Origin of the sequence: Pseudomonas sp. B10(2017), assembly GCF_002113295.1 — a bacterium.
GTDB classification, from domain to species: Bacteria; Pseudomonadota; Gammaproteobacteria; order Pseudomonadales; family Pseudomonadaceae; genus Aquipseudomonas; species Aquipseudomonas pudica.
In genome coordinates this window covers 23613-36250 of record NZ_NEJU01000018.1, presented here as the reverse complement: position 1 = coordinate 36250, position 12638 = coordinate 23613, and the positions used below count along the sequence as shown (strand labels likewise).

Annotated in this window: 9 protein-coding genes; 5 read left to right on the top strand and 4 right to left on the bottom strand. The window is 63.3% G+C overall.

What is annotated here, in order from left to right; all coding sequences use genetic code 11:
• The first annotated feature begins 25 nt into the window (after window positions 1–25).
• From CAF92_RS19960 to CAF92_RS19950, 3 genes are read left to right on the top strand one after another with little or no spacing between them, the layout of a single operon-like run.
• Window positions 26–1069, top strand: coding sequence for a homoserine dehydrogenase (locus CAF92_RS19960; protein WP_046616170.1), 1044 nt, complete (start codon window positions 26–28; stop codon window positions 1067–1069).
• A 12-nt stretch (window positions 1070–1081) separates the two neighbouring features.
• Window positions 1082–2500, top strand: a complete 1419-nt coding sequence (locus tag CAF92_RS19955; RefSeq protein ID WP_085601706.1) for an aldehyde dehydrogenase family protein — start codon at window positions 1082–1084, stop codon at window positions 2498–2500.
• Window positions 2501–2544: 44 nt separating this feature from the next.
• Window positions 2545–2868 (top strand): RidA family protein, encoded by a 324-nt coding sequence (locus tag CAF92_RS19950; protein ID WP_052970534.1) that lies wholly within the window; start codon window positions 2545–2547, stop codon window positions 2866–2868.
• Window positions 2869–2891: 23 nt separating this feature from the next.
• Here the strand turns inward: CAF92_RS19950 and CAF92_RS19945 are convergent, their stop codons facing one another.
• The 4 genes from CAF92_RS19945 to CAF92_RS19930 all read right to left on the bottom strand — a co-directional run bounded on the left by CAF92_RS19945 (window position 2892) and on the right by CAF92_RS19930 (window position 10039).
• Complete coding sequence (locus tag CAF92_RS19945; RefSeq protein WP_085601705.1) at window positions 2892–3845, bottom strand: arsenic resistance protein; 954 nt, start codon at window positions 3843–3845, stop codon at window positions 2892–2894.
• An 89-nt stretch (window positions 3846–3934) separates the two neighbouring features.
• On the bottom strand, window positions 3935–4528 hold the full coding sequence (locus CAF92_RS19940; protein ID WP_085601704.1) for a hypothetical protein: 594 nt from the start codon (window positions 4526–4528) through the stop codon (window positions 3935–3937).
• A gap of 141 nt (window positions 4529–4669) precedes the next feature.
• Window positions 4670–5923: a serine hydroxymethyltransferase gene (gene glyA / locus CAF92_RS19935; RefSeq protein ID WP_003256308.1), complete on the bottom strand. Its 1254-nt coding sequence runs from the start codon at window positions 5921–5923 to the stop codon at window positions 4670–4672.
• Between the two features lie 285 nt (window positions 5924–6208).
• On the bottom strand, window positions 6209–10039 hold the full coding sequence (locus tag CAF92_RS19930; protein WP_085601703.1) for a GGDEF and EAL domain-containing protein: 3831 nt from the start codon (window positions 10037–10039) through the stop codon (window positions 6209–6211).
• Window positions 10040–10287: 248 nt separating this feature from the next.
• On the opposite strand from CAF92_RS19930, the gene CAF92_RS19925 reads away from it, so the two are divergent.
• Window positions 10288–10695: a hypothetical protein gene (locus CAF92_RS19925; protein WP_025337622.1), complete on the top strand. Its 408-nt coding sequence runs from the start codon at window positions 10288–10290 to the stop codon at window positions 10693–10695.
• 210 nt (window positions 10696–10905) lie between these two features.
• Complete coding sequence (locus CAF92_RS19920) at window positions 10906–12636, top strand: ShlB/FhaC/HecB family hemolysin secretion/activation protein (protein WP_085601702.1); 1731 nt, start codon at window positions 10906–10908, stop codon at window positions 12634–12636.
• Window positions 12637–12638 lie beyond the last annotated feature (2 nt).

Below are 12638 nucleotides of genomic sequence, written 5' to 3'. Positions count from 1 at the left end.
AATCGCCTGGAAAGGACAGCAAACCATGACCGAATACAAGATCGCACTCGTTGGCTTTGGCGGCGTGAACCGCGCCCTTGCCCAACTGATCGCTGAACGCAATGCGCGCTGGCAGAAAGAGCTGGGCTTTGGCCTGAAGATCGTTGGCGTCACCGACCTGTTCCTGGGTTCGGCAATCGACCGCAATGGCCTGGACGCGGCCACGCTGGCTGCTCTGCCCGCTCAGAAGGGCGCGCTGGCGCAGATCCCTCAGGGTTCGGCAGAGGCGTTCAACGAGTCGGTGATCAAGCAGTCCGGTGCCGACATCATCGCCGAGGCCACCTTCACCAACCCCAAGGACGGTGAACCGGCGGCAACCTTCTGCCGCTGGGCGCTGGAAGCGGGCAAGCATGTGGTCACTACCAACAAGGGGCCGATCGCCTTGCATGCCCAGGCGCTGAAGGCCTTGGCCAAGGCCAATGGCGTGTCGTTCGAATACGAAGGCGCTGTGATGAGCGGTACACCGGTGCTGCGCATGGCGCGCCAGACGCTGGCCGGCGCAGGCCTGGTGGGGTTCGAGGGCATCCTCAACGGCACTTCGAACTATGTGCTGACGCGTATGGAAGAGGGGCTTGGCTTTGCCGATGCGGTGGCCCAGGCGCAAGCACTTGGCTACGCCGAGGCAGACCCGAGCGCCGATGTGGAGGGGCATGACGTGCGCCTGAAAGTGGTGATTCTCGCCAACGAGCTGCTCGGTGCTTGCTTGCAGGTGAACGATGTCACCTGCAGCGGCATCAGCAGCCTCGACAGCGCGGCTATCCAGCAGGCGCAGGCGGCGGGCAAGCGCTGGAAACTGATCGGCAGTGCCAGCCGTGAAACCGATGGCTCGGTGCGTGCCAGCGTCGAAGCGCGCCTGCTGCCCGGCAACCACCCCCTGGCGGGTATTTCCGGTGCCACCAATGCGGTTGCGTTCAACACCGAATTGCTGGGCGCTGTGACCGTGTCTGGCCCGGGTGCGGGGCGTGTCGAAACGGCATTCGCCCTGCTGTCGGATATCGTCGCCATCCACAACGCTGGCCGCTCGGCCTGAGGAGCAACCTTCATGAGCCTGACTTCCGTGTCCCGGGTAGCCGCCCAGCAACCCGCCTTGATCGATGTATACAGCCCCTTCGACGGTAGCCTGGTCGGCAGCGTCGCCAACCTTGCTGCCGATGCGGTGCCAGGTCTGCTTGTCCGTGCCCGCCAGGGCGTGCGCGAAAGTGCAGCGCTGCCCCGGCACCGTCGCGCCAGCATTCTGGAGCAGGCCGCCCGGCTGATCGAACGTGACGCCGCGGATTTTGCCGGCCTGATTGTCGACGAAGCGGGCAAGACCCTGCGTCAGGCCGAGAAGGAGGTGAAACGCTGCATCAACACGCTCAAGCTGTCTGCCGAGGAAGCGCGGCGCAACGCCGGCGAGGTGGTGCCTTTCGATGCCTATGAAGGCTCCGAGTCACGCCAGGGCTGGTTCACCCGCGAGCCGTTGGGGCTGATCCTGGCTATCACCCCCTACAACGACCCGCTCAACCTGGTGGCGCACAAGCTGGGGCCAGCGATTGCCGGAGGCAATGCGGTCATTCTGAAGCCTTCGGAGCTGGCCCCGCTGTCTGCCTTGAAGCTGGTGCAGTACCTGGTTGATGCAGGGCTGCCGGAGGCTGTCGTCACCGTGGCCACTGGCGGTGCCGAACTGGGCAGGGCTCTGGTGGCCGTGCGTGAAGTGCGGATGATTTCCTTCACGGGCGGCTTCGCCACGGGTGAACAGATTGCCCGCGGGGCGGGCCTGAAAAAACTTGCCATGGACCTGGGCGGTAACGCCCCGGTGCTGGTACTGAAGGACTGCGACCTCGAGGCCACTGTCGAGTCTTGTGTGTCAGGCGCATTCTGGGCGGCCGGGCAGAACTGCATCGGCACCCAGCGCATCCTGGTGCACGCTTCGATCTATGAGGCGTTCCGCCAGCGCTTCGTTGCTTTGACCCAGGCGATGGTGGTGGGTGATCCTGGCCTGCGCGAAACCGACATGGGGCCGATGATCACCGAAGGCTCGGCCCGGCAGATTGAAGAGCGCGTGAACCAGGCCCTTCAGGACGGTGCTCGCCTGCTCTGCGGCCATGAGCGGCAAGGGGCTACCTATGTGCCGACGGTGCTGGAAGGCGTTGACCATGGCTGCCGGCTGTGGCGTGAAGAGGTATTCGCACCGGTGGTGATGCTGGCGCCTTTCGAGGATATCGAGCAGGCGATTGCGTTGGCCAACGCCCCGGAGTACAGCTTGCACGCCGGTGTGTTTACCCGCGATCTGTCCTTGGCGTTGAGCCTGGCGCGGCGTATCGAGGCGGGCGGCGTGATGATCAACGACTCGTCCGACTACCGCTTCGATGCCATGCCATTCGGTGGCTCCAAATATGGGAGCCTTGGGCGCGAGGGAGTGCGGTTCGCCTACGAGGACATGACCCAGCCCAAAGTCGTCTGCCTCAACCAGATGGGCTAAGAGGAGGAATCTTGATGATCGAACGGTATGGCCAAGGCGAACGGATGTCGCTGGCGGTGAGCTACAGGGGCCTGTTCGAAACGGCAGGCGTGGTCGCGGACGACCTGCGCCAGGATGTGCAGGGGCAATTGCGCCAGGCGTTGAGTACGATCGATGGGCTGATGGCTGAGGCCAACGTCGGCAAGGAACATTTGACCCGGGTTCAGTTATGGATTGCCGACTACAGCCACTTCGACCTGGTCAATGAAGTGTACGACGCCTGGTTGCAGGGTTGTCCGAAACCAGTACGGGCTTGCGTAGGCGCAGACCTGGGAGAGGGTTATCTGGTCGAGGTACAGGTGTTTGCCGTGTGCCCTGAGCGCTCCTGACCGTGAGTGACCGAGGCCCCGGGTCAGCGCACGACTCGGGGTACCGCCCTGATATAGACCAGTTCACCTGCCAGCTCCACCAATGTTTGTGTAATCACAGCTGCCGCCGCCAAACCGCGCATGTCCTCCGGTAACGCCAGCGCCAGCGGCAGTACGACCAGCGAGTTGCGCGTGGCGGCGCTGAAGGTTACCGAGCGTGCTTCGGTGGCCGGCAAGCGCAGCAGCCTCGCCGATAATAAGCCCAGCGCGGGCGCCAGCAGCATGAAGCCGATGTACACCGGAATCACCGGCAGCAAGCGGTCGAAATCACGCAGCACCACGCCGATCTGCGAGGCGATCACTACCACCAGCACCAAGGCCATGGCCGGTACCGGCATCCACGCCCAGGCGTCGTTCCAGGTCGAGACCGTGCGCAAGCGACGGGCGCCGGCGCTGGTGAGCACGGCAAGGACCATCGGCAGCACGATCAGCAGCACGAAGGCTTCCACGAACGGGGTGACGGAAATGGCCACGTTACTGCTGTCACCCAGCATCAGGGCCAGGTAAAGCGGCAGCAGCGCCAGTTGCACCAACAGCAGCACGGGGGTAGCGGCCAGGGTCTGGCGGGCGTCGCCTTTGCCGATGTGAGTGAACACCACCACATAGTCGATGCACGGCGTCAGCAGCACCAGCAGCGCACCCATGAGGATTGCCGGGTGTTCGACCAACCCGCGGGTGACGGCCCAGACCAGTAGCGGCACGAGGACGAAGTTGGCCAGCAGCAGGGCAGCGATGAAGCGCCGGTTGCTCAGGCCTTGGCGCAGGTCGAGGAAAGGGATCTGCAGGAACATCGCGTACATCAGCACGGCGATGGCGGGGGTGACCAGGACTTCCAGATGGCGCGCAGTATCGCTGGTCAGCACGCCGAAGGCGACGGCGGCCAGCACGGCGGCGAAGTAGATCGGGATCTGCTGGGTTTCGAGCTGTTCTCTTGTCAAGGTAGGCCCTGTGTCCGTTGGTGGAAAGGGACACAGGTTAATACGCTTCGCCCCTTGAGGGTGCGCCTTCAATTACTTGCCCAGGCCTCTCAACCTGCGCTCAACCAGTCCACCTCCCGCTCCTGAATGATCAAGGTCACATCCCCTTGATGAGCGGCAGGATAAGAAGCCAGGAAGGCGCCGACGGGATAAAGGAAATGGGCCTCGACTGGGTGCCCTTCGGCGCTTGCCATCTGGACATCGAACTCAGAACCCTCGCACCGTGCAAGGTCGAATGGCCGACCACTTTGGATATCGATCAACTTCCACAGGCCAGGATCACGGTCTTTTATGGGCTGAGTCGTTATCAAGCCGTTGGCGTTGCTGAAAATGCCTTCACCAAAATGTTTGCCGCTGCGCACATAAAGCCTGTAGCCGTTATCGAAATGGCGAAAATACAGTAGCAGCGGTAATGCGTCGGGGCCTTTGTCAAAAGTGATCAGCCCAGTCTCTTTGCCCAGTTCCCAGTCTTCATCCGTGCAATCAAGCATGCCCAGAGCGCGGCTACCATCGAGGCCGGGGCCAAGGCCATTGGTGGGGCTTGTGAGGATAATGGGGCCTTTGCAGATACTGTCGAGTGTATTGAGTGGGCAGCCGGCTATCTGCAGGAATGCGGTGAATGACAGTGATTTATGATCGGTCATGGCGTATCTCCGAAGGAGGACAAGAAGCGGCAAGTTATCCCTGTCGTGGTAATGCACCCATTCGGAACCGGTTCCGCGCAGCGGCGGTAAACGAAAAAGCCCGGCACTAGGCCGGGCTTTTTCCTGTCAGGCAATCGCCAATCAGTTGCCGTAAACCGGCAGCTTCTTGCAGATCGCCTTGACCTTCTCACGCACGGCATCGATCACCGCTTCGTTGTTCAGGTCAGCCAGGATGTCGCAGATCCAGCCAGCCAGCTCGCGGCACTCGGCTTCCTTGAAACCACGGGTGGTAACGGCTGGGGTGCCGAAACGCAGGCCCGAGGTGACGAACGGGGAACGTGGGTCGTTCGGTACCGAGTTCTTGTTGACGGTGATGAAGGCTTTGCCCAGGGCGGCGTCAGCGTCTTTACCGGAGATTTCCTGCTTGATCAGCGACAGCAGGAACAGGTGGTTCTGGGTGCCACCGGAAACCACGTCGAAACCACGCTCGATGAACACGCTGGCCATGGCCTGGGCGTTTTTAACTACCTGCTGCTGGTAAGCCTTGAACTCAGGCTGCAGGGCTTCCTTGAAGCAGATGGCCTTGGCAGCGATGACGTGCTCCAGCGGGCCACCCTGGGCGCCAGGGAAGACGGCGGAGTTCAGCTTCTTCTCGATCTCTTCGTTCTTGCGAGCGAGGATCAGGCCGCCGCGCGGGCCGCGCAGGGTCTTGTGAGTGGTGGTGGTGACCACGTCGGCGAACGGAACAGGGTTCGGGTACACGCCAGCGGCAACCAGGCCGGCAACGTGGGCCATGTCGACGAACAGGTAGGCACCGACCTTGTCGGCGATGGCGCGGAAGCGGGCGAAGTCCAGCACCTGCGAGTAGGCCGAGAAGCCGGCAACGATCATCTTCGGCTTGTGCTCTACAGCCAGGCGCTCGACTTCGTCGTAGTCGATCAGGCCGTTGCTGTCGATGCCGTACTGGATGGCGTTGTACAGCTTGCCCGAGGAGCTTACCGAAGCACCGTGGGTCAGGTGGCCGCCGTGGGCCAGGCTCATGCCCAGGATGGTGTCACCGGCCGACAGCAGGGCCAGGTAGACGGCGGCGTTGGCCTGGGAGCCGGCGTGCGGCTGAACGTTGGCGTAGTCGGCGCCGAACAGTTCCTTGGCACGGTCGATGGCCAGCTGTTCGACGACGTCGACGTACTCGCAACCACCGTAGTAGCGCTTGCCCGGGTAGCCTTCGGCGTACTTGTTGGTCAGGACCGAGCCCTGGGCCTCCATGACTGCCGGGCTGGTGTAGTTTTCCGAAGCGATCAGCTCGATATGCTCTTCCTGGCGCAGAGCTTCTTGCTGCATGGCTTCGAAGAGCTCGGCGTCGTACTTGGCAATGGTCAAATCACGGCTGAACATGGCGGTCCTCAAGGATCGGGGTGAATTGGGGGGGCATTCTAACCGATTGATTCGCGGCTGGCATATGAAGTGGCATCAAGTCGCGGACCAATGGGCTTCATGTTGCATCCCGCGCCGTGTCTGGGCTGGGCGGGGGTTGGAGTTGACTCGCAGGTCCGTTTTTGAGGGCGCTTTGCGCCCCATCGCCGGCAAGCCAGCTCCCACAGATACTGCACAGGGCTTGAGGGTCCATGCGGTCGAGGTGGCAGCTGGCTTGCCGGCGATAGGGCCAGTGCAGGCAACTGCTCAATGGAACATGAAGAGCTTCTCGTTGGCGAACTGCGCCTCGAACTGGTTCGCCGGCATCGGCCGCCCGAACAGGTAGCCCTGCACCTCGTCGCAACCATGCTCGCGCAGGAACTCCAGCTGTTCGTGGGTTTCCACCCCTTCGGCAATTACCGCCAGGTTGAGGCTGTGGGCCATGGCGATGATCGCCCGGGCAATCTGCGCATCCTGCTCGCCTTCAGGCAGGCCGTCGACGAAGGTGCGGTCGATCTTCAACACGTCGATCGGGAACTGCTTGAGGTAGTTCAGCGACGAGTAGCCGGTGCCGAAGTCGTCCACCGCGATGCTCAGGCCGAGGTTTTTCAGGCTGGCGAGAATCTGCATGGCTTCGTTCACTTCGCGCATCAGGATGCTTTCGGTCAGCTCCAGCTCCAGGCACGCGGGTGGCAGGCCGGTTTCTTCCAGAATGGTTGCGATGCGCGTACCCAGCTGGCCGTCGGAGAACTGCCGCGCCGAGATGTTCACCGACACTTTGGGTACGCGCACCTTGGCCTTGTGCCAGGCCTTGAGCTGGCGGCTGGCCTCGCGCAGCACCCAGTCGCCCACGTCCACCACCAGGCCCAGCTCTTCGATCACCGGGATGAAATCGCCCGGCGGCACCAGGCCGCGGGTCGGGTGGCGCCAGCGCAGCAGGGCTTCGGCACCGGTCAGGCGCTTGCCGTCGCCGCTGAACTGCGGCTGGTAGTAGAGGATGAACTCGTTCTGCTCCATGGCATGGCGCAGGTCGCTCTCCAGCTCCAGGCGCTCCAGGGCACTGGCGTTCATCTCCGCCTGGTAGAACTGGAAGTTGTTCTTGCCACGCTCCTTGGCGTGGTACATGGCGGTGTCGGCGTTTTTCATCAGCTGGCTCAGCTCGCTGCCATCCTGCGGGCTGAGGGCGATGCCGATACTGGCGGTAACGAAGAACTCGCGGTTTTCCAGCACGAACGGCCGCACCAGGCTGCCGAGGATGTTCTCGGCCACGTGGATGGCGCGGTTGAGTGCCATCTCACGGGTAGCGCGCGGTTGCAGCAGCAGGGTGAACTCGTCGCCGCCCATGCGCGCCACGGTGTCGTCGTTGTCCACGCAGGCCAGCAGGCGCTGGGCCATGTCCTTTAGCATGCGGTCGCCGGCAGCATGGCCGAGGGAATCGTTGATCGGCTTGAAACGGTCCAGGTCCAGGAACATCAGCACCACCCAGGCCTTTTGCCGCTCGGCCTGCTGCAGGGCGTTGTACAGGCGGTCCTGGAACAACGTGCGGTTGGGCAGGTGGGTGAGGGCGTCGTAGTAGGCCAGGCGATGGATGCGCTGTTCGCTGGCCTTGCGTTCGCTGATGTCGGTGAAGAAGCACACGTAGCTGGCCAGGTCGCCTTCATCGTCCAGCACCGCGGTAATGCCGACCCAGGCCGGGTAGTGATCGCCGTCGCGGCGCTTGAGCCAAACCTCGCCCTCCCAGCTGCCGCGCTGGTAAAGCTGCTTGACCACGTAGCGCAGGTGGCCCTCCTGCTGTTCGTCGACGGTAAGCATGCCCGGCAACTGGTCGAGCACCTCGCTGACGGCGTAGCCACTGACGCGGCTGAACGCTTCGTTGGCCTGGACGATATAGCCGGCCGGGTCGGTGATGAGGATGGCCGAGGTGGAGTGCTCGAATACCGTCGCGGCCATGCGCAGGTCTTTTTCGGCGCGGCGTTGCTGGCTGATGTCGCGGCCTACCCCGAGCACGCCTTCGAAGCGCTCTTCATCGTCCCATACCAGCACCAGGCGCAGTTCGATGGGGATCTTGCGGCCATCGGCGCGCAGGCAGTCGAACAGGAACAGCTGGGTGGGCAGCTGGCTGCGCAGCTGGGCCAGCTGGGCCGGGTCGCCCATGGCCTTGCTGACGCGCTCCATCAGGCTGTAGATACCGGTGAGCTGCGACGGGTTGGCGACGATCGACTGCCAGCCATTGGCAAAGATCCAGTCGGCCTGGTAGCCCAGCACGCCCTTCACCGAGGGGCTGACGTAGTTGAGCTGGAGCAGCCTGTCGGTAGAGAAGATCACGTCGCTTATGCTTTCGGCGAGCATGCGGTAGCGCTGTTCGCTGTCGCGCAGCGACTGGCTGGCCTCGATCTGCACCGTCACGTCCTTGCCCACGCCGATGATGCGCGTCACCAGGCCATCGGCGTCACGGGTCAGCACTTGCTCGCGGATGTCATAGCAGCGCCAGCCGCCATCTCGGTGGCGGAAGCGCAGCTGGCAGTGCAAGGGCTGGTCATGGCCGCTGTCGCGCTGTTGCTGGCGCAGTGCCTGGTAGTGCGCGGCGTCCTCGGGGTGCAGCAGCAGCTCCCAGAAGCGGTCGCCCATCTGTGCCAGCTCGGTACGGTCGTAGCCCAGCGTCTGGCCGAGGTGGCGGTTGCTGAAGATCATGCGCTGGCTGAGCACGTCCTGCACGTACAGCTGGTCGGGCACGGTGCGCACCACGTCCGACCAGAAGCTTTCGCGCTCCAGCAGCGACAGCTCCACCTGCTTGCGGCTGGTGATGTCGCTGATGCTGAGGATTACCGCCTGGTAGTCACGGCGCTGCTGCGGCAGGCGGGCCATCAGCCACAGGTGCAGCTCACCCCCCAGCGGCGCCGGCAGGCGCGCTTCCAGCTCCAGCAGCGGGCGCTGCTCGATCAGCGCGTCGATCAGTTGCATGCCGATGCTGTCGCGGCCATCGCCAGTGCCGTCGATCAGGCGCTGCCAGGCACCTTCGTGGCAGTCGATGTTCAACAACTGGCGGGCCACCTGGTTGATCTCGGTGATCTTCAGCTCCAGCAGCAGCGAGCGGCGCAGGTTGGGGTCCAGGGCCAGGCTTTGCTTGAGCGCGGCACGGTTGCGCAGGTGGTACCGGTCGAGTTGGCCGGGCAGGCTGGACAGGTCGAGCACGCACAAGGCCACGCCGGTGCCTTCGAAGATTTCCTGGTAGCGCCGGCGGTCCTCCTGCAGCGCCCGTTGGCGGCGACGCATGTTGATCAGGGCCAGCACTGGCAGCAGGGCGCAGAACAGCACCAGCAGGCATTTGCCGAGCAGCGCCGGCAGCAGCTTCTGCTGGGCCAGCTTGGCGTCGAACAGGCCGCGCAACTGCCAGGTACTGTTGTCGATGAAGGCCAGCATCACGCTTTGCAGCGGCTCGTTGCTGGTATCGGCTGGGGCATGGCTTTGCAGTACCTCGCCGTTGCGGCTGTTTTCCAGCAACCAAAGCGGGTGGCCGGCACCATCCAGGTGGAAGGTGAGGGTGCGGTAGTAGTCTGGCGACAGGCGCAGCAGCCAGTAGCCGCGGCCTTGCTCGGTGGCCTGGCGTAGCAGCAGGTAGAGGGTGCTGTTGTCTGCCGAATTGGTGAAGAAGTACGGGCTGCCCTGGTTCAGCCTGAGCAGCTCGTCAAGCAAATGGCGGTCGGGGCTGCCGGCCAGGCTGTCGGCCTGCACCTGCCCGGTAGCGTCCAGCCAGGCCATGCTTTGCAGGGCCGGCAGGCGCTCGCGCAGGGTACCCAGCAGGCTGGGCAGGGCCGAGGGCGTCGGCGCCTTGACGTAGGGCTGCACCACATTCATTGCCTGCTGGGCCTTGAAGGCCATGTTCAGGCTCAGGTGGTCTGCCAGTTCGGCGGTGGCATCCAGGCTCTGTTTGCGCAGGTCGGCCTGGGTATGGTTGAACTGGGCGAACAGCTGCCACAGCAGCAGGCCCAGCAGTATCAGGGCCAGCAGCGCCAGCGCACCCTTTATCGACCCGCGCAGCGACGCGACGGGCGCCTGTGGCGCGGAACGCAATGACGACGGATGAGTAAGATTGGTCAAGCGTTGATCCTGCGATTGAGCTGGCGATGGCAGGTATGGATCATGCACGGTGTGTGCCGGTGTCTGGTTGCCAGACCGCGGTGGCGCACTATAAGGCCGGACACCCCAAACGAGCTAGCATGCCTAGGATTATGGCAAAGTGCCAGCCAATATGACCGGTGGTGCCTGCCCGGTGGTTCGGCAAGCCCCTGCAACCTGTGCGAGAATAGCGCCCGCTTCAAATGACAACGCATCGGAGATGTTCGGTTTTGGTTACTCACTTTTCCTCCAATGGCCTCGATTCCGCCTGCGGGCGCAGCAGTCAGACCCTTGTCAGCACTGCCGTGACCGAGGACGTATCCTGCAAATCCTGCCAGCGTTCGCTGAGCAAACCCGAGGCGGCAGCTGTCGCCAAGAGCAAGAGCCCATCGCTGGCTGAACTGCGCAAGACCGCCAAAGCGGCAGCTGAGCCGGTGGTGGCTGTGGCTGCGGCCAGCAAGCCCGCCGCCAAGGTCGTCGGTACTGCGCCTGCGGCGGCCAAACCGGCCCAGGTGGCCGAACAGCAGCCTGCCCGTAACGGTGGCTTCAGCGTGAAATCGGCCTGGGCCGCGCGCCTGGCCGAGCAGGGCGAGCGCTGCCGGTTGCCGCGCGGCAAGGCCAGGCAGCGTCACGTCTGAGCCATCTCAAGACCTGTGCGGTCCCTGTGTGGGGCTTCAGCCGCGAAGAGGCCGGCACAGGTCATGAGTTTCCCAATCATTCAATCGATCCTGCCTCCACCTTCAACCCTTGCTTACCCTGCCGTGCGTCGATCGCTTATTGATGCCATGGGAATGCCCGAATAAACTCGTCGGCTTTTCGCTCTACCGCTCTATTTCGAAGGATCGAACATGTTTTTCCCCTCCCTGGGTCAGCGCGGCATGGGCTGGCTTGCATGCGCGTTTCTTGCCACTTTGGCAAATGTTGCCTCCGCTGCGCCGATGGGGACACCTGGCGACCAGGAGCTGATTCGTGACCGTCAGAACCGCCTGCTTGAAGAGCAGCAGCGGCGTCTGGAACAGTTGCAGGAGCTACCTGGCCGGGGCGCCGAGCCGGTCGCGCCGGTCAAACCCGATGACAGCCGCTGTTTTCCGATCAGCGATATCGTGCTGGAGGGTGCTGATGCGCTCTCCACGTCGGAACGCGAGCGCCTGCTCAAACCCTATCTTGGCCAGTGCCTTGGCGTCACGCAGCTGAACGCGTTGCTCAAGAGCGTTACCGATCTTTATATTCAGAAAGGCCTGGTCACCAGCCGTGCCTACCTGCCCCAGCAGGACCTGTCCAACGGCCGCCTGAAGGTCATCGTGGTGGAGGGCCGTCTCGAAGGCCTGAAGCCGGCAGAAGGCAGCAAGCTTTCCCCTCGTGAGCTGGCCATGAGCTTTCCGGGCGGCACCGGCGAGCTGCTGAACCTGCGCCAGATCGAACAGATGGTCGATCAGCTCAACCGCCTGCCATCGAACCAGGCACAAATGGAACTGACCCCGGGCAAGGCAGTGGGCGGCAGCGAGGTGGTAGTGCGCAACACCCCACAAAAGCCATGGCGCGTGGGCCTGTCGCGAAGCAACGATGGCCAGCGCAGCACCGGCGAGCAGCAATGGGGCAGCAGCCTGGAATGGGACAGCCCGCTTGGCTTGGCCGACCAACTGGTTTTGCGTGGCAGCCACGATGCCATCAGCGACCACCAGAAGACCTCGCGTAGCGCCATGCTCTACTACAACCTGCCATTCGGCTGGTGGAACCTCAGCTACAGCTACAGCCAGAGCGAGTACCGTTCGCTTGGCGAGGCTTCGGGCTTCAATTTCAAGCAGGACGGTGACAGCCAGAACCACCAGCTGCGGCTGGAACGGGTGATACACCGCGATGCAATGAGCAAGACTTCGCTCAACACTGGCCTGAGCTACTTGCGCACCAACAACTTCATCGAAGACAGCAAGCTGGACACCAGCAGCAACCGCTTGAGTGAAGCGCAGTTCGGCATCAACCACGGGCGGCGGGTCGGCAATGCGTTCGTCAACGTCGACCTGGGCATGCAGAACGGCATCGGTGCCTTCGATGCCCAGGGCGAAGACCAGCGCAGCAGCACCGGCAAGCGCCTGCCCAACGCTCGGTACCGCAAATACACAGCTACGGTCAGCTACCTCCAGCCGTTCAAGCTGTGGGGTGAGTCGCTGGTGTTCAGCAGCCTGGTCACTGGCCAGCGCAGTGAAGACCTGCTGTTCAGCTCGCAACGCATGAGCCTGGGCAGCCAGTCCTCGATCCGTGGCTACAAGGACCAGAGCCTGAACGGAGACAGTGGCTATTACTGGCGCAACGATGTGCGCTGGAGCCGGCCGGTGGCCTGGGACTGGCTGCAACCCGTGCTGGCCGAATACGGCCTGGGGCTGGCCTACGACGTCGGCGCGATTCGCCATGATCGCTACAACAGCGGGCAAAGTGGCCGGCTGTCCAGCGATGCGGTCGAGCTGTTCGCTCGCGGCAAGCACCTGTCCGCCAGCGTGACCTTTGCCCACTCCCTCGAGCGGCCCGCCGCAATCGAAGCACGCGAGGCACCGGTTTACTTCCGCCTGGACATCTTCCTTTAACA